The sequence below is a fragment of the Chitinophagales bacterium genome (assembly GCA_020635995.1).
In the GTDB taxonomy this organism is placed as follows: Bacteria; Bacteroidota; Bacteroidia; order Chitinophagales; family UBA8649; genus JAFMKE01.
This window is the reverse complement of the sequence record JACJYS010000001.1, coordinates 406,809-424,075: the sequence shown is the minus strand read 5'-3', so window position 1 is coordinate 424,075 and position 17,267 is coordinate 406,809. Positions and strand designations below refer to the sequence as shown.

Annotated in this window: 13 protein-coding genes; 4 read left to right on the top strand and 9 right to left on the bottom strand. The window is 31.3% G+C overall.

Annotation, left to right across the window (positions count from 1 at the left end; all coding sequences use genetic code 11):
* The first annotated feature begins 2 nt into the window (after positions 1 to 2).
* Entirely contained in the window at positions 3 to 1,289 is a 1,287-nt protein-coding gene (locus H6578_01770; protein ID MCB9225885.1) for a hypothetical protein, read from the top strand.
* Here the strand turns inward: H6578_01770 and H6578_01765 are convergent.
* Positions 1,281 to 1,994: a glycosyltransferase family 2 protein gene (locus H6578_01765; GenBank protein MCB9225884.1), complete on the bottom strand. Its 714-nt coding sequence runs from the start codon at positions 1,992 to 1,994 to the stop codon at positions 1,281 to 1,283. The two genes, H6578_01770 and H6578_01765, sit on opposite strands and share 9 nt — an antisense overlap.
* Positions 1,995 to 2,060: 66 nt before the next feature.
* Between H6578_01765 and recR the strand changes: the two genes are divergently transcribed.
* Complete coding sequence (gene recR / locus H6578_01760) at positions 2,061 to 2,678, top strand: recombination protein RecR (GenBank protein MCB9225883.1); 618 nt, start codon at positions 2,061 to 2,063, stop codon at positions 2,676 to 2,678.
* Between the two features lie 6 nt (positions 2,679 to 2,684).
* On the opposite strand, the gene rodA is transcribed toward recR, so the two are convergent.
* From rodA to H6578_01720, 8 genes are read right to left on the bottom strand one after another with little or no spacing between them, the layout of a single operon-like run.
* A complete protein-coding gene (rodA, locus tag H6578_01755; protein ID MCB9225882.1) occupies positions 2,685 to 4,118 on the bottom strand; it encodes a rod shape-determining protein RodA in 1,434 nt (477 codons plus the stop codon).
* Entirely contained in the window at positions 4,115 to 5,968 is a 1,854-nt protein-coding gene (mrdA, locus tag H6578_01750; GenBank protein ID MCB9225881.1) for a penicillin-binding protein 2, read from the bottom strand. The genes rodA and mrdA overlap by 4 nt, the downstream gene beginning before the upstream one ends.
* The gene (locus H6578_01745) at positions 5,958 to 6,476 is read right to left on the bottom strand and encodes a hypothetical protein (GenBank protein MCB9225880.1); all 519 of its coding nucleotides are present in this window, start codon (positions 6,474 to 6,476) and stop codon (positions 5,958 to 5,960) included. Before H6578_01745 ends, mrdA begins: the two co-directional genes overlap by 11 nt.
* The gene (gene mreC / locus H6578_01740) at positions 6,466 to 7,308 is read right to left on the bottom strand and encodes a rod shape-determining protein MreC (protein MCB9225879.1); all 843 of its coding nucleotides are present in this window, start codon (positions 7,306 to 7,308) and stop codon (positions 6,466 to 6,468) included. The genes H6578_01745 and mreC overlap by 11 nt, the downstream gene beginning before the upstream one ends.
* 18 nt (positions 7,309 to 7,326) lie before the next feature.
* Positions 7,327 to 8,358 carry a rod shape-determining protein gene (locus tag H6578_01735; GenBank protein ID MCB9225878.1) on the bottom strand — a complete coding sequence of 344 codons (1,032 nt, stop codon included), beginning with the start codon at positions 8,356 to 8,358 and terminating at the stop codon, positions 7,327 to 7,329.
* A gap of 46 nt (positions 8,359 to 8,404) precedes the next feature.
* Entirely contained in the window at positions 8,405 to 9,934 is a 1,530-nt protein-coding gene (purH, locus tag H6578_01730; protein ID MCB9225877.1) for a bifunctional phosphoribosylaminoimidazolecarboxamide formyltransferase/IMP cyclohydrolase, read from the bottom strand.
* A gap of 37 nt (positions 9,935 to 9,971) precedes the next feature.
* On the bottom strand, positions 9,972 to 10,568 hold the full coding sequence (locus H6578_01725; GenBank protein ID MCB9225876.1) for a phosphoribosylglycinamide formyltransferase: 597 nt from the start codon (positions 10,566 to 10,568) through the stop codon (positions 9,972 to 9,974).
* A gap of 2 nt (positions 10,569 to 10,570) precedes the next feature.
* Positions 10,571 to 13,969: a PKD domain-containing protein gene (locus H6578_01720; GenBank protein ID MCB9225875.1), complete on the bottom strand. Its 3,399-nt coding sequence runs from the start codon at positions 13,967 to 13,969 to the stop codon at positions 10,571 to 10,573.
* A 102-nt stretch (positions 13,970 to 14,071) separates the two neighbouring features.
* On the opposite strand from H6578_01720, the gene H6578_01715 reads away from it, so the two are divergent.
* Positions 14,072 to 15,859 (top strand): ABC transporter ATP-binding protein, encoded by a 1,788-nt coding sequence (locus tag H6578_01715; GenBank protein MCB9225874.1) that lies wholly within the window; start codon positions 14,072 to 14,074, stop codon positions 15,857 to 15,859.
* On the top strand, positions 15,852 to 17,267 hold the full coding sequence (locus tag H6578_01710; GenBank protein ID MCB9225873.1) for an NDP-hexose 2,3-dehydratase family protein: 1,416 nt from the start codon (positions 15,852 to 15,854) through the stop codon (positions 17,265 to 17,267). Before H6578_01715 ends, H6578_01710 begins: the two co-directional genes overlap by 8 nt.

Below are 17,267 nucleotides of genomic sequence, written 5' to 3'. Positions count from 1 at the left end.
TAATGAAAAAAACAAAAACAAGCATTTTATCTTGGCTTTTTTTACTCCTTTTAGTGTTAGAATTAGGCTGGCATACATTTTTTACTAATGCTTTTGGTGTTTATGTTTCGCCTATTGTTATTTTTTTAACAGGATTTTTGTTAGTAGCAGTTGCCTACAAAATACACACAAAAGAAAAAGTAGTTTTACAATTAAAAAACACAACAAAAACCAAATGGATAATAGCTGGTGTTTTTGTGTTATTTGCGGTTATTTTTATTGTTATTTATGGTCAATCTATTAAAAAATTTGAAATAAATTCCCTTTATTCCGATGTAATACCCACACTAATGAATTACAATAAAAAACTACTGCAAGGCGAGTTCCCATACGCACCTATTCAATATGATGGTTGGACGGTTTATCCAAATTATTTAACATTTCAGTGGATTCCATATCTCATTCCCGAGCTTTTGCGTATAGATTATCGCTTGTTTGCTTTGTTTATATTTTATGTTGCTGTTTTAGTGGCTTACATGTGTTCTTATAGTGTACAATGGTCGGTAGCAGAAATAGCCATTAAACTTATTTACCCTTTTTTCTTTTTATGGATGTTTAAAGACCACCACCCCGATGTGTTTGGTTATACTACAGAGCTTACTATAGTGGCATTTTATATATTGTTTGCCGTTTCTTTATTTTCTAAACGGTGGATTTGGATAGTTTTAGCAACTTCGTTGTGTTTGTATTCCCGTTTTTCATTTTTGTTTTTACTTCCTTTTTTCGGGATATTTGTATTGTATCAAAAAGGCTGGAAAACCTCTTTAAAAATTGTAATAGGAATAATAGTGGTTGGCTTATTAGTTTATGTTTTACCATTTATGACCATAGACCCATACGTTTTTACAAGAGGACTTTCCTATTATGCCGAAGCGGCTGTTGGAGAGTGGGTTTCAAACGCTGAAAATTATCCATCCCATATAGGTCGGGGATTTGGGTTTGCTGTTTATTTTTACGATTTCTTTAAAGGCACTTTAGAAGAAAAAGTAGCCATGTGTCGCCACTGGCATATTGGATTAAGTATTGCTGTTTCACTAATACTGTGTTTGATTTTTGTATGGAAGCATAAAACCATGAAACAAGACTCTTTTTATGCCTTATTAGCATTAAAAATTTACTTTTTGGTGTTTTACAGTTTCATACACGTGCCTTATCTTTATTTGCAATTAGTTCCTTTAGGTATAAGTTTAGTTATATTTTATAAACTAAATTTGTTTAGCAGTACTAAGCTAAAAAGCCAATCACTTTAGCATTATTTTTAGGAGATTAATAAACTCAGAAAATAGTATTTTAGTACTCATATTAGGCATTACTATATTGGGTTTTAAACTAACTTCTGTTTCTACAATATTGGCTTTTTGTTTACTTGCTATTTTTACTAATTCTAAGTCAAAAAGATAGCGATTAATAGTAGTTTTCAGCAATATTCCTTTTCCATTTTTATTAAAACCTTTTATACCCGCTTGTGTGTCTGTTATGGGAATATTGAGCAATAGTTTTATAAGCTTTTTAAACTGCTTAGAAATCCATTTTCTATTAGTAGAAATATTATCATAATAATTTTCAGAACGCTTACCTATAATAATATCATTTTCTTGATTTATTAATTCATAAACAGCTTTCAAATCCTTATCTAAATACGGAAAATCAATATCTGTAAATATAGTTTTATCTGCTTGGGCGTGTTTAGCTCCATATCTTACAGCAAAACCTTTTCCCTTATTTTCATTATAACTTAAGTATTTAAAATGAGTAATATTTTGTTTTAAAAAGTCAATATTTGTAGCATCAACATTGTTTTCGGAGCCGTCATTTACCAATATCCACTCTATTTCAATACCATGAAGTATATTTTTAATACTTTTGTATGAACTTACATAGTTTTGCTCCCATCCTTTTATAGGATTATAACAGGGCGTTATTATACTAAGTTCTATATTGCTATTCACAGACATGCAACAAATTTATAACAAAATATTTATTACCTTGAGTGGGATATTAAAAATGAACATTAATACATTATGAATTACCCTTCTAAATTGATAGAAAATGCAGTGGCAGAATTTAAAAAGTTGCCGGGTATTGGCGAAAAAACAGCTTTACGTTTAGTGCTACACCTACTTAAACAAGATAAAGAAAAGGTACAGCATTTTAGCGACAATATTTTAAAAATGCGAGAAGAAATACAATATTGTAAAACCTGCTATAATTTAAGCGATACAGAAGTGTGCGATGTGTGTAGCAATAAAATGCGGGAGAGAAATACAATATGTGTGGTAGAAAATATTAGAGATGTTATAGCTATAGAAAGTACGGGAACGTTTAGAGGGTTGTACCATGTGCTGGGCGGAATAATAAGTCCCGTAAACGGCATAGGACCAGATGATTTAACCATAACTGCTTTAGAAACCCGAGTAAAAGAAGAAAAAATAGAAGAAATAATAATGGCAATAAGCCCCACTATGGAAGGCGATACTACTTTATATTATATTTCTAAACTATTGCAACCATATAATGTTAAACTAACCACTATTGCCCGTGGGGTTTCTTTTGGTGGAGAACTTGAATATACCGATGAAATTACTCTTTCAAGGTCTATTTCGTCTCGTATGCCTTATGATAATTATATAGTGAAGTAAACATAATTACCTCACAAAACTCAAGCGTTCGGTATCAAATTTTATAAGCACAAATAAAAGTATTGTAAAACTTAATAATGAACTTCCTCCTTTGCTTATAAAAGGTAGTGGAATACCAATAACAGGAACAATACCTATAGTCATACCTATATTTACAAAAAAGTGAATAAACAATATACTGGCTACACCATAGCCATAAATTCTTGCTATGGCAGATCGCTGTCTTTCTGAAACCTGAATAATACGCAACAGAAATAAGGTAAACAACAATATAAGCACAAAACTTCCTATAAAACCAAATTGTTCGGCTATTGAAGTAAAAATAAAATCTGTGGACTGCTCCGGCACATAATTTAGCATGGTTTGCGTACCTTGCAAATATCCTTTTCCCGTTAAGCCCCCAGAACCTATAGCTACTTTGGATTGATATAAGTTATATCCCGCACCAGATTGGTCTTCTATTTTACCCAAAATTAAATTAATTCTATCGCGGTGATGTTGCTTTAGTACATTATTAAAAATAAAACTTACCGAAAAAGTATATACACCCACTACAAATAATATAGCCATAAAAGGTGTAATCCATTTTTTCTTTTTGTAGTGTAAAACAAACCCAACAATTAAAACCACTAATGATAAAATAAATAAAGGAGCATAAGAATTGGTAAAAGAATTTAGGGGAAGCAAATATTTATTGTACAAAATAAATACTGAAATTAAAGCAAAAACCGACAGCGTAGGTGCTATAATAGGGTATTTGTGAAGTCTATTGTAAAAAATAAAAACACACAATATGCCGGCATAAAAATATAGCAATAAAAACGGAGGATAAAGCAAAGCTAATATTGAAAACAGAATTAAACCAAAGCCAATAACAAGAAATGCAGACTCCAATCCTTCGCGGTGAAGTACAAAAATTAAACTTGAAAAAACAATGGCAGAACCCACATCGCCTTGCAGTAAAATAAGTGCCATTGGTATAGCCAAAATAGTTCCTGCTTTAAGTTTGCCATTTAAAGTTCTTAGGTCAATATTTATATCAGAAAGCACTTTAGCTAAAGCTAAACAAGTGGCAAATTTTGCTAATTCTGCCGGCTGAAACCTAAATCCACCAAGAGCAAACCACGATTTAGAACCGTTAATTTCTACACCTAAAAACAAAACACTTGCCAGCAGTAGCATTATGGCTCCGTATATAATGTAAGCAAAATTTGAATAAAACTTAAAATCAATAATAACAACCACAAAAGCCACCACAAGACTAACTATTAGCCATAAAATTTGCTGCCCGTGCACAGTGCCAAAATCAAATAAACGGATAGTATCTGAAGTATTATATCCTGTAGAATATATAAAAGCTACACCTATAATACAAAGTATTAAATAAAGGCTTACAAGAACCCAATCTATGTTATTTAAAAAACTTTCGCTCCTGTTCATGGTTGTAGCGTATCACTTTTATTTGTTCCTAATACGTTTTCTATCAAATTTGCATCTAAAATTACTTGCTCAAAAGGTATTCTGGCGGTAGAAATGGTATCATTCAAATATTTTTCTGCCATTAAACTGGCTATGGGTGCGGCATATTTAGAACCGCCACCACCATTTTCTATAATTACAGCTATAGCTATTTTAGGATTTTCCAATGGTGCTATTCCTGCAAAAATGGAGTGATCTTCTCCGTGTGGGTTCTGAGCCGTCCCTGTTTTTCCACCAAAAGAAATACCTTCTATTTTTGACCTTCTCCCCGTTCCTTCATCTACCACTAATTTTAAGCCTTCTAAAACATCTTCAAAATACACTTTATCAATATGCGTTTCACGGATTGGATATTTTACGGTTTCATTATTTACGGTTTTTACAATATGAGGTTGAACAAAAAATCCTTTGTTGGCTATAGTGGCATATAAATTAGCTAATTGTAATGGAGTAAGCTGTATTTCTCCTTGCCCAATGGCTAAAGATATAATGGTTGTAGCACGCCACCGTCCTTTGCCATATAGTTTGTTATAATACTGTGGGCTGGGAATATTCCCTGATTTTTCACTCAACATATCTATACCTAAAATACTATCTAAACCAAAATTTCTACAGTAGTTATACCAAGTAGTATAGGCTTGCTCGCTGGTTTTATACTTATCGTTGCTTATAGTTCTGTTAAAAGTTTCCCAAAAATACGGATTGCAAGAGTGCTGAATAGCTTGTTGTATATTATTGGCAGACGGGTGGTGGTGCGAACAATGAAGCGTATATCCCGGAATTCTGTATGTGGTATTACAAAAATAACCAAAGTTTGGAGTTATGGCACCATCTTGCATGGCAATAAGACCTGTAAGTGGCTTAAAAGTAGAACCCGGGGGATATTGAGCCATTACCGCCCTGTTAAAAAGTGGTTTTAGTGGGTCATCAAATAATTTTAAGTAATTTTTCCCTCTTTCAGAGCCACAGAGTAAATTGGGGTCAAAAGTGGGGCTACTCACTAAAGCAAGTATTTCGCCTGTTTGAGGTTCTATGGCTACAATACTGCCTATTTTATTTCGCAATAATTTTTCTCCATACAATTGTAAATCTATATCTAAGGTAGTGCTTAATGTAAGTCCTTGAACGGGAATACTATCATTGCTCCCGTCTTCAAATGTGCCTTGCTCTTTGTTGTATTTATCTACAAAAATGTACTTAAACCCCTTTTTTCCGCGTAATTCTTCTTCATATATTTTTTCTAAGCCACTTTTGCCTATATAATCTCTTGCTTGGTAGTAGCCCTCCGATTGGTCTATTTCTTTTTGATTAACTTCTCCCACATCGCCTAAAATATGTGCCGCTCCTGTATTGGTATAGTTTCTTATAGTTCGGGTTTCGCCATAAAAACCTTTAAATTTCCAGTTGTTTTCTAAAAAAAGAGCATATTGCTCGGCAGAAAGTTGTTTTACAAATTCATTAGAGCCGTAGTAATGCAGTCCTTCGCTTGCTTTTTCCATTTTTTTAAGAAAAGTAGCTTTATCCATATCTACAATGCTAAGCAACAAAGTGGTGTCTAAGTCTTTTATTAACCGAGGCACTACCAATACGTCATAAATGGCTTTGTTATATACCAAAAGGTTATTATTACGGTCGTATATTAATCCCCTATTAGGATAAAGATTTATTTTTTTTAGTGCAATTTTTTGTGCTAAGGTTTCATATTTGTTATTTAAAACTTGAAGGCTAAGCAGTTTAAAAATGAAAATTAGCGATACAATAGATATGAGTATAACCAGAACTAATGACCGATTTTTGTATCTATCTTTCATTGCCTTTGTTATTGTTTTTAAAAATTAACAGCAAAAGCATACATAATAATAGACTAACAAGAGTGCTTAATACAATTCTTAAAATAAGAAAATGGAAATTGGCAAAACTGAAACTTTCTAACACAAAATACAATACATGATGTATAAATAATAATATTCCAATAAAAGAACCCGATACAATTAACCCTAAAGATTTAATGTTTAAACTATTGTTGTTGTCTAATTTTTGCAATGAAAATAAATTAATTAACAAAGGGCGAAATGCTGCCATGCCCACCGTGGCAAACATGTGTAAACCTACTGTGCCATTAAAAACATCAACTACAAAGCCTAATATAAAAGCTGAAATGAGTAGTAGCCAGCCACTAATCTCAAAAGGTAGCAATATAATTATAAGCGGATAAATGTATGGGTTTATGAATATATTTATAGAAGTTTGATCTAATATTAGCAGTTGAAAAACCAATAAAAATAAGAAAAATAATATGTTTTTTATACTAATTTTCATACGACAAGCTATCTAATTCATTATCAAAATTATTTTGCAAAGCATATACATAATTCAAATTGCCAAAACTTACGGCAAGTTTTACTTGTATCATTATAAAACTTTTACCGGGTACTGTTTCTACATTTTCTATATATCCTATAATATTTCCATCTTCAAATACTTTAGAATAGCCGCTGGTAACAATAGTATCTCCTTTTTGTGGCGAAATATGATTGGGAATATCATACAACTGGGCATAAAGCGGATTTACGCCATCCCATGTTAAATTGCCAAAAAAGCCTGAATCTTTAATTTTAGCATTAATATTAAATCCTGTATTTATAATAGGCACTACGGTGGCATAATTGTTAGATATATTTCTTACCACTCCCACTACTCCTTTTTGGTTTACTACACCCATATTTTCGTATAAGCCGTCATTTTTTCCTTTGTTTATAAAAATAATATTCTGCTGTTTATTAGTCGTGTTGCTTATAACTTTTGCCGGAATATAATTTAAACTTATTAGCGTATCTAAAAATAAAGTATCGGTTAAAAAAATGCTATCGCTGGTAAGCATTGGCACTTCTACGTAGTGTATTTCTTTGGTAACAGATTTTAAATAGGCATTTTCTTCGGCAAGTTGTTCATTTACCTTTTTAAGTTTAAAAAAGTTGGTTATGTTAGATTGTATAGTATAAATATTTCCTGTAAAAGCATTGGCACTATTTATAAATTTTGCTTTTTGGTAATTGTTGTATTGCACAACAAGAGTCAGCGAAATAATTTCAAGAAGAAGAAATAAAAGGAAAAAATGATATTTGGCTATAAACTTAAATAGATTGTACATATAGGCTATTTAAGTGTGTTAATCGTCCATCAAAAAAGTATATTGATCCATTTTTTTAAGGGCAATACCTGTACCTCTTACTACTGCTCTCAATGGATCTTCTGCTACATGAACAGGAAGTTTTGTTTTACTGGCTATACGTTTATCTAAGCCTGTAAGTAGTGCTCCTCCGCCTGTTAAATAAAGACCTGTTTTGTATATATCGGCAGCCAATTCGGGCGGGGTAGTTTCTAAAGCCTTTAAAATAGCTTCTTCAATTTTAGAGATAGATTTATCTAAAGCATGAGCCACCTCTGAGTAAGTTACCATTATTTGCTTAGGGATTCCCGTCATTAAATCTCTGCCATTTACGGCAAAATCTTCAAGCGGAGTTTCTAATTCTGATAAAGCTGAACCTACATTTATTTTAATCTGTTCAGCCGTTCTTTCGCCTATCATCATGTTGTGCTGGCGTCTCATATAGTTTACTATGTTTGAGGTAAATTCATCTCCCGCCACTCTAATAGATTGGTCGCTTACAATTCCCGACAATGAAATAACGGCAATTTCTGTTGTTCCTCCGCCTATGTCAATAATCATGTTTCCGCTTGGCTCTTCTACATCTATTCCTATTCCTATAGCGGCAGCCATTGGCTCGTGTATCATTTTTACCATTTTGCCACCAGAATTTAAGGCACTATCTTTTACAGCACGTTTTTCTACTTCTGTAATACCACTTGGAATGCAAATAACCATATTATACGAAGGAGGAAATATAGGTTTTCTTTTTCCTTCGTATATCATTTTTATCATTTCGCGTATCATGCTTTCTGCTGCCTGAAAATCAGCAATAACACCATCTTTTAGTGGACGAATGGTTTTTATATTGTCGTGGGTTTTTTCGTGCATCATCATCGCCTTAGTTCCCACAGCTTTTACTTTGTCTGTTTTTCGGTCTATGGCTACTATTGAAGGTTCATCTACCACTACTTTATCGTTGTGTATTATTAAGGTATTGGCAGTACCTAAATCAATAGCTATTTCTTCGGTAAAAAAATTAAATAAACTCATATTTTGGTTTCTTCTATGTCAATAATCATCATTCTCTATATCAAATTTAATGCTTAAAATGTCTATTTCCTGTAAAAACCATACTCATGTTGTTTGCATTGCAAGCATCTATAGAGTCTTGGTCTTTAATAGAACCGCCAGGCTGAGCTACACTGGTTATACCTGCTGTGGCGGCTATGTTTACACAATCTGGAAAAGGGAAAAAAGCATCGGAAGCCATTACAGCTCCTTCTACGCTAAAATTAAAAGCACGAGCTTTATTAATAGCTTGGTTTAAGGCATCTACTCTTGATGTTTGTCCGCAACCCATACCTATTAATTGTTCGTTTTTAACTATTGCTATTCCGTTTGATTTCAAATGTTTTACAGCTTTAATGGCAAATTCTAAATCAGTTAACTCCTGTTCGTTACATTTATTGTGTGTTACAGGCTTAAACTCGTTTCTAAGCTCAAAACTTTGGTCGTAGTCTTGTGCTAAAACTCCATTTAATATAGATTTGAATTGTTTTTTGGGTTTATTAAATATTTTTTGTTTTAAAATTATTCTATTTTTTTTGCTTGAAAGTATTTCTATAGCTTCAGCAGAAAAATCCGGGGCAATAACTACTTCGCAAAACAATTTGTTTATTTCTTCGGCTAAATCTTTTTCTATTTTTTTGTTTGTTGCTAAAATGCCTCCAAATGCCGATACATTATCGCAAGCTAAAGCTAATTTGTAGGCCTCTAAATTATTAGTAGCAGAAGCTAAGCCACAGGTATTGGTGTGTTTTATAATAGCAAAAGTAGGTTTTTCAAATTCTGAAATTACATTAACTGCCGCATCAATATCAACTAAGTTATTGAAAGAAAGTTCTTTGCCATTTAGTTTGTCAAAGTAGTTTTCTAAATTTCCATAAAATTCTGCTGATTGATGTGGGTTTTCGCCATATCTAAGTGTTTGTGCTTGAGAAAATGCTTGATTAAAAGCTGTAATATTTTCTTTTTCATTAAAATAATTAAATATAGCGGCATCATAAGCAGAGGAAACGGCAAAAGTTTTAGTCGCAAAATTTCTTCTTTGGTTTATGGTTAAAGCGCCACTTTGCTGAGTATATAAATTATAAAACTCATTATACTGCTCTTTTGAAGAAAGCACGCAAGTGTCTTTGTAGTTTTTAGCAGCAGCTCTAATTAAAGAAATACCGCCAATATCTATTTTTTCAATTATTTCTTGTTCTTCCGTAGTGTTAGCTACGGTTTCTTCAAAAGGATATAAATTAACTATTACTAAATCTATTTCAGGAATTTTGTATTCTTCTATTTGGGCTAAATCGCTTTCATTTTCTCTTCTTGCCAAAATACCACCAAAAACTTTAGGATGCAATGTTTTAACTCTGCCACCCAAAATAGAAGGATAGTTGGTTAATTCTTCAACAGGAATAACATGACAACCCTGCTCTTCTAAAAATTTTTGAGTACCTCCTGTACTATAAATTCTTACATTGTTTTTCTTTAATTCTTGGGCTATTTTCTCTAATCCATCTTTGTAGAATACAGAAATTAAAGCAGATTTTATAAATTTCACTGAAAAAAATATTAAATGAAGTGCAAAGGTATTGTTTACCTTACATTTATCAAAGGTTTTGAGCTACAATTCGCATTTTTGTTTTTAAGTATTTCTCAATTGTTGGAGCAAATGATTTGTGTTCTAATTTTAAAACTTTTTCTGCAATGGTTTCAGGAGTATCTTCTTTATTTATTTCCACTGCTTTTTGAAATAAAATTTTTCCATCGTCATAGTGTTCATTTACCAAATGAATAGTGATGCCTGTTTCCTTTTCTTTATTTTGATAAACAGCCTTGTGTATATGCATGCCGTACATTCCTTTACCTCCATATTTTGGCAATAAAGAAGGATGGATGTTTAAAATTTTTTCTGGAAAAGCATTAATTAAATAGGACGGTATTTTCCATAAAAAACCGGCTAAAATTATTAGTTCAATATTGTATTGAGTAAGCGTATTTACAATAGCGTTAGTGTTTAAAAATTGTTCTTTATCTAAAACAATATAATCTATATGATTTTCAATAGCTATATCTATTGCTTTAGCTTTAGCAGAGGAAACCACCAATAAGTCCACTTGAAACCCGAGATTATTTTGCTGTTCAATTATGGCTTTGGCATTGCTACCTCTTCCAGAAACAAATATTGCTATTGGTGTTTTTTGCATTTTTAATGATTAACCCAAAACGTTAATTGATAAATTTCGCCTTGGTGTGTAATGTTTACAATGTATTTACCTATTTGCAAATGTACACAATCTATTACCAATTGGTTATACCCTTTTTGAATAGCTATGTTTTCGGCAGTATAAACTTTTTTGCCTGCCATATCATAAACACCTACATTAATATTTCCTTTATTTTTGCTAATTATGTCAATATTTGCATTGTTGTTTGTAGGATTAGGATATATTTTAGAAGTTTTAAGTTTTCCATTTAAAATTATGCAAGATTTATTATTGCTGAGCAAATCTTCCGTATCATCATTGGTGTTTTTAGCTTCGGCACACATATAATTTATGTTAGCTTCGTCAGGAATAATAAAATAAGATTGAAATATATACTGCATACTTTCCCCCACATTTAAAGTGCCTTGCCAATGCTCAGAAATGTTTTTTTCTTCATCAATAGACACATAAATATCTATATTGTATATGGTTCTTGTACCTACATTTGAAAGGGTAAGTTGAGGAATATAAGCCATATCACCATTGGCTAAAGTTATTATTTGATAATCTAAATTGCTTAATTCTACATCTAATTCTGTAGGAGAAACATTTATAATTTTAAGCATACTGTCTCTACAGCCATATTGGTTTTCGGCTATTAAAGTAACATTATAAACTCCGTTTTCTGTATATGTGTAGCTCGGGTTTACATCATTAGACTGCTGATTATTTTCTCCAAAATTCCAAGTGTTTAAAATAGCACTATCGGTTTCATTTTCAAAATTAACCAATAGCGGTGCTTGCCCAAAAGTAGGATTAAAATTAAAATTCACATTAGGATTTGGTCTTATAGTAAAATTAAAAGAGGTATCATCTTCACAGCCATTTATATCGGTAATTTTGTGATAAACAGGATAATTTCCTGCCGTATTAAAACTTAGCAAAACAGAATCTGAAGTATATGGAACACTATTAATTAGCCATTCAAAGTTATTTGTTGTGGTATTGCTTGTGTTGTAAAACAAACTCAAGCTATTTTCGCAAATATTATCTATTGTAGCACTTGCAATAGGCAGAGAATTTATTTTAACAGTTTTAGTAATAGAATTTTGACAACCTATAGCATTTTCAACTTGAAGTGTAACAGAATATGTTCCGGTATCAGTAAATAAAATAGTTGGCATAGTGTCGGTAGAAAACTGTCCTCCGCCAAAATTCCAAAGGCGTGAAATAGTTGAATACGAAGGAGTTATATCTGTAAAAGTAGTAGAATCGCCAATACAAACATTATCTATCTCAAAATCGGGTAGCAGAGCAGGGTAAACTTCTATAGTTTTGGTGGTGGTGTCGGTGCAGCCGCGGTTAGAAGTAACTATTAAGGTAACATCTTGTAGTCCCTCTGTTGGAAACGCAACTTGTGGAGATGATCCAGCGTAATTTTGTGTACCGATAGTCCAGTTATAATTATTTATTACATCCGGAATAGCTATAGTAGAATTATTTGACAGCATAGAAGAACTTTCTGCACAAGGTATTAAGCTATTAATTGTTGCATGCGGTTGTCGGTGCGATTTATAAGGTTTAATTAAAGTGTTCACGCACCCTGAGTCGGTTTCTACTGTTAAGCTAACGCTAAAAGTACCTTCAGAAAAAATATAACTTGGATTTTGGGCATCAGAGGTATCGTTATTTATAAATTTCCAATTCCAATCAATAATATTATCTGTTCCTCCGGGAGTAGAAAGGTCGGTAAATTGGCTAATTTTGTTAGGGCATGCAGTATCATATTCAAAAGCCACATTAGGTGCAGGGAGATTTAAAGCGTTTACAGATATGGTATCTCTAAAATAGCAGTTATTAAAATTGCTCATTTCTATAGAAATATCTTGACTTCCAAGTGTTGGCGGAATAGTGAAAGATGTAGTGTCTCCTGTGCTCCAGCTATAATTGAAAGGACCTTCTCCAGTAGAAGTGGCATAAATTTGCCCGCCATCACAAATATTTCTGTCATCGCCAATAGTAGATAAAAGAGAAAGAGAATCTACTTTAACAAAGAATATATCTGATGAAGCGTAGCAATTGTTGGCATCTCTATGTGTCAGTTGAACGAATACAGACGAATCTTTAACGGTTATTTGGTTAGTGGTTGCTCCTGTGCTCCAAGTTGGACTAAAACCAGCTACGGGAGTATAATTTACTTGTATAGAATCTCCATAACAAATGGTTTGGTCGTTAGTTAAAGAGATAGTTGGGGGAGGAACAATGCCTGTAATGTTGATGGTGTCTTTTAATACTATTCCAAAACTATTAACCGTAACCCAGTATGTGCCGTTTTGAGTAATGGTAATTGAATCAACATTGGTTTCTCCTGTTGACCAAATACGTGAAGAATAAGCATGGTCTTTACGAAAACCAATTTTTATACTGGGGCCACATACTATAGTATCTTTTCCAAGATAAGGATAAGGTGTGTACTTATATTTCAATACATGTTCAATATTAAATCTATTTGTTGAGTCTAAGCTATTACTAAAAAGTATAATCTCATTGTAAGATCCATTCCAAGAGCGATCAATAAAGTATCTATCCTTAGCAATAGTTGATGCTTGAACGCTATCTGTCGCAAATATGGAAACAATAGATTTATTTATTGGCTTATTTACTGTTGAAACTGAAACGGTATTGCTATTAACTCTAATAATACCATTTACAATTTTAGGATTTGTATAAGTTGTATTAAACAATCTTGTTGTTGTGCCTCCATGATATTCTGGTTGTATAATATCATCTCCAAGAATTGGAGTATAATTTTGATTGCCCGTTTTATGCTGAACAACAAGAAAAGCATCTCTTATTCCTAAAACTCTATTGAAAAGCAGATTGTCGTCTTGCCCATCAAAATCTACTGAAGAAAAGCCATTTAAACTATTAATATTAAGTGTTGGTTTATATGCTTCAATATTTTGCCGTGCAACATTGTTTATCCCTCTCCATTCAGAAATTTTATTGTTTGTGTTGGTAATAAACCCAGAATCTGGTTTAAACCATGTTAATAGTCCACTTATTGTATCAATGTTTACAATTGTAAATTTTCTGATAGCAGTCCAACTTGTATCTGTCCCATTTGTAGTTCTTATTTGCCAATAATAGTCCCCTAAGTTTAAGTTTAGGAATTCATAAGAATAAATGCCACTAACACTTAAAGAAGAAGTTATAGGTGTCATATTCGCATTATTTGAAAGTTGTATTTCAATAATTGAGTTTTGATTTGTTTCAGTCCAAACAACAGAAGTTTTTTTATTTATAACGGCATTATTTAATGGATAAAGGGCTTTGATTTGAGAAAACAAAAGTAAAGAGCTACAAAAAAATAGTACTATGGAGGATAAAAATTTTTTCATGGGAATACAATCTAAAGCATAAATATAACACATATTTTAAGTAGTTTTTTGTTTTCGTAAAAACTATTTACTTAGTTTTGCAAAGGTGTTAAATTTACCTCAATGCTTAATTTGTCTTTTTTTAGCTCTTTGTCCAAAACTTTATCTCTATTAAATAGAAGAAACTTAAAATTAAGTATCTATAGTTTTATATGTTCTATTTCTATAGGTATGTTAGAGTTGTTTGGATTGTTTATGATAATTTTGATGATTTACATATTTAGCAAATATTATGATTTAGGGACTGAGGATAGGTTTGCATTAGTAATAGGTTTTTTTCCAAAGGAAAGTCCTCAGAAGATAGCAAACATTATAATTATTATTTTAGTGATTTTGTTTTTGATTAAGAATATTTTAGTAGTTTTATTAACCTATTTTCAAAATTTATTTTTAAATAAAATAGCTGTGCAGATTACCGAACATGAGTATATAAAAGCATTAAATAAAAAATACACCTATTTTTTAAATACAGATTCAAATCACATTGTTAGAGATGTTTACGTTATTCCATACGATTATGTTACCGCTAGATTACAATCATATTCAATAATCTTCAATGAATTGTTCGTGTTGTTGTTTATATTAATTTCCTTACTTTTTGTGAATTTAAAAGTAATAATTTTCTTGTCAATAACAATAGTACCTATTGTATATATAACAACAAAAAGCACTAAAAACAAACTAAAAGAGATAGGTGAGAAAAAAAACAAGGTTCAACCATTAACATATAAAAGTTTCTATGAAAGTATACATGGATATGTAGACGTAGTTATGTACGAAAAAAAAAAATATTTTGTAGAGAAAGTTATAGGCTATCTAAAGCATTTTTATCACCAAATATTGTTGTTAAAATTATTTCAAACAATACCAACTAAAATAGTTGAATTTATTGCAATTCTTTCTTTGTCCTTATTGTTTTTTTACACTATATTTTTTATGGAAGGTAATTTTATAAGTCTGCTTGTTCTATTTTCAACGGCAGCATACAAAGTGCTTCCCTCAACAAATAAGATTATTTCAGCTAATATGGTAATAAATAACTCTAACTATATATTTGACCACTTGTTCCCCCCGTCAAAAGAAATAGAAAAATCACTAAAAAATAGTAAATATAAAAAACTTGAATCTTTACCCTTTGAAAGAAGTATTGTGTTGTCTAATTTGTCATTTAGTTATAATAAGGGGGTAGGAAATAAAGTTTTAAAACAAATAGATTTAGAGATACCCAAAGGCATTAAAATAGGCTTTATAGGAGAGTCGGGTTCTGGAAAAACAACATTAAGCAAAATAATATTAGGGCTGTTAGAGCCTACAGAAGGAAAGATTAGAATAGATGGCACACTTGTTAATAGTAAAAACATAATATTGTACAGAAAAAATATTTCATATGTAAGACAAGATTATTTTATGCTTGATGGAACCATAGCAGAGAATATAGCATTTGGTGAAAAAGAAAATGAAATTGATTATGGTAAAGTAAGTGAAATCATAAAAAAAGTAAAGTTGAATGAATTGGTAAATAGTAGTGAATTGGGTATGAAAACTAACATTGGTGAGTTTGGCGCAAAAATATCTGGAGGACAAAAACAAAGAATTGCTATAGCAAGAGCACTTTATTATAATGCAAAAATTATAGTTTTAGATGAAGCAACTAGTGCTTTAGATGATAAAACAGAAGAGGATGTTATGAATACTATTTATAATATTGATTTTCAAAACATAACTTTAATAATGATAGCCCACAGAATATCAACTTTAAAGAAATGTGATTTAATATTAGAAATGAAAGATGGTGAGATAGTAAATAGATTTACATACAAAGAACTAATTTCTAAGAAACATAATGAATAAACACAATATTGACATATTACATTCTGCCATTAGTGATACCTATTTACACAAAACTGAAGAAATTATAGCGTGGGTTAAAGAAAGAAATGAAGAAGTTAAAGTAAATATTTCTCAAATAAATTTTTCTGAACTCAAAAATTGGTACATTAGTAAACAAACAGGAAATATTGAACATAATTCAGGAAAATTTTTCACCATAGAAGGTGTAAACATTGAAATAAAACAAGAAAACTGTAAGACATGGTCGCAACCAATAATTAACCAACCAGAGATTGGTTATTTGGGTTTTTTGACAAAGGAATTTAATGGTGTATTACATTTTTTAATTCAGGCTAAAATTGAACCAGGGAATGTAAATAAAGTTCAACTTTCTCCAACAATACAAGCCACAAGGAGTAATTTCACAAAAGTACATAAAGGGAAAGAGCCAACATATTTGAATTATTTCAAAGAGCGAAAAGGAGAAGTTATTATTGACCAACTTCAATCAGAGCAAGGTGCCCGTTTTTATAGAAAGAGAAATAGGAATATCATACTTAAAATTGATGAAGATATAGAAGTGTTTGAAGATTTTATGTGGGTTACATTAAGCCAAATAAAGGAACTTTTGACTTATGACAACCTTGTTAATATGGATACTAGAACTGTAATATCAGGATTGAATTATGGAAGTTTTAACAACGATATTTGCTCATTGATTAACATTGTTGTAACTCAAGATAAAAATGATTTTAACAGAAAAGTTTTTTTGTCTATTCTTAATAAGGAAAAATCGCTTTACACTTTGAACCAAATACATTCTTGGCTAACAGAGTTAAAAAGCAATTATGATTTAAAAGTTAATTTGATTCCTTTAAACGATGTAAAGGATTGGATAATTTCAAACAATAGCATTTATCATAAAAACAATAAATATTTTGAAGTTATAGCTGTTGATGTTAAAATAGAAAATAGAGAAGTTGCTAATTGGACTCAACCTATTATTAAGCCAATTAATGAAGGAATTGTAGCTTTTATATGTAAAGAAATTGATGGAATCCTACATTTTTTAGTACAAGCAAAACTGGAGATAGGAAATTTAGATATCGTTGAGCTTGCACCAACGGTTCAATGTATAACTGGAAATTTTAGAAAAGGAGAAAATGAATACGAAGTAAAGTATCTGGATTTAGTTTTGAACGCAAAAAAGGAAAATATTATGCATGACGTAATGCTTTCTGAAGAAGGTGGTCGTTTTTTTGAAAATCAGAATAGGAACATGATAGTGAAAATAGATGAAAATGTTAAGATAGAGGAACATACTAACTATAAGTGGATGACACTAAATCAACTATTGAAATTTATGGAATATAGTAACAATGTAAATATAGAAGCTCGTAGCTTATTGTCAGTATTATCTATTAAATAA

Excerpts from the sequence above, each read along its gene's own strand:
- H6578_01770 (MCB9225885.1), top strand. The coding sequence starts at position 3 with ATGAAAAAAACAAAAACAAGCATTTTATCTTGGCTTTTTTTACTCCTT.
- H6578_01765 (MCB9225884.1), bottom strand. The coding sequence starts at position 1,994 with ATGTCTGTGAATAGCAATATAGAACTTAGTATAATAACGCCCTGTTAT.
- recR (MCB9225883.1), top strand. The coding sequence starts at position 2,061 with ATGAATTACCCTTCTAAATTGATAGAAAATGCAGTGGCAGAATTTAAA.
- rodA (MCB9225882.1), bottom strand. The coding sequence starts at position 4,118 with ATGAACAGGAGCGAAAGTTTTTTAAATAACATAGATTGGGTTCTTGTA.
- mrdA (MCB9225881.1), bottom strand. The coding sequence starts at position 5,968 with ATGAAAGATAGATACAAAAATCGGTCATTAGTTCTGGTTATACTCATA.
- H6578_01745 (MCB9225880.1), bottom strand. The coding sequence starts at position 6,476 with ATGAAAATTAGTATAAAAAACATATTATTTTTCTTATTTTTATTGGTT.
- mreC (MCB9225879.1), bottom strand. The coding sequence starts at position 7,308 with ATGTACAATCTATTTAAGTTTATAGCCAAATATCATTTTTTCCTTTTA.
- H6578_01735 (MCB9225878.1), bottom strand. The coding sequence starts at position 8,358 with ATGAGTTTATTTAATTTTTTTACCGAAGAAATAGCTATTGATTTAGGT.
- H6578_01725 (MCB9225876.1), bottom strand. The coding sequence starts at position 10,568 with ATGCAAAAAACACCAATAGCAATATTTGTTTCTGGAAGAGGTAGCAAT.
- H6578_01720 (MCB9225875.1), bottom strand. The coding sequence starts at position 13,969 with ATGAAAAAATTTTTATCCTCCATAGTACTATTTTTTTGTAGCTCTTTA.
- H6578_01715 (MCB9225874.1), top strand. The coding sequence starts at position 14,072 with ATGCTTAATTTGTCTTTTTTTAGCTCTTTGTCCAAAACTTTATCTCTA.
- H6578_01710 (MCB9225873.1), top strand. The coding sequence starts at position 15,852 with ATGAATAAACACAATATTGACATATTACATTCTGCCATTAGTGATACC.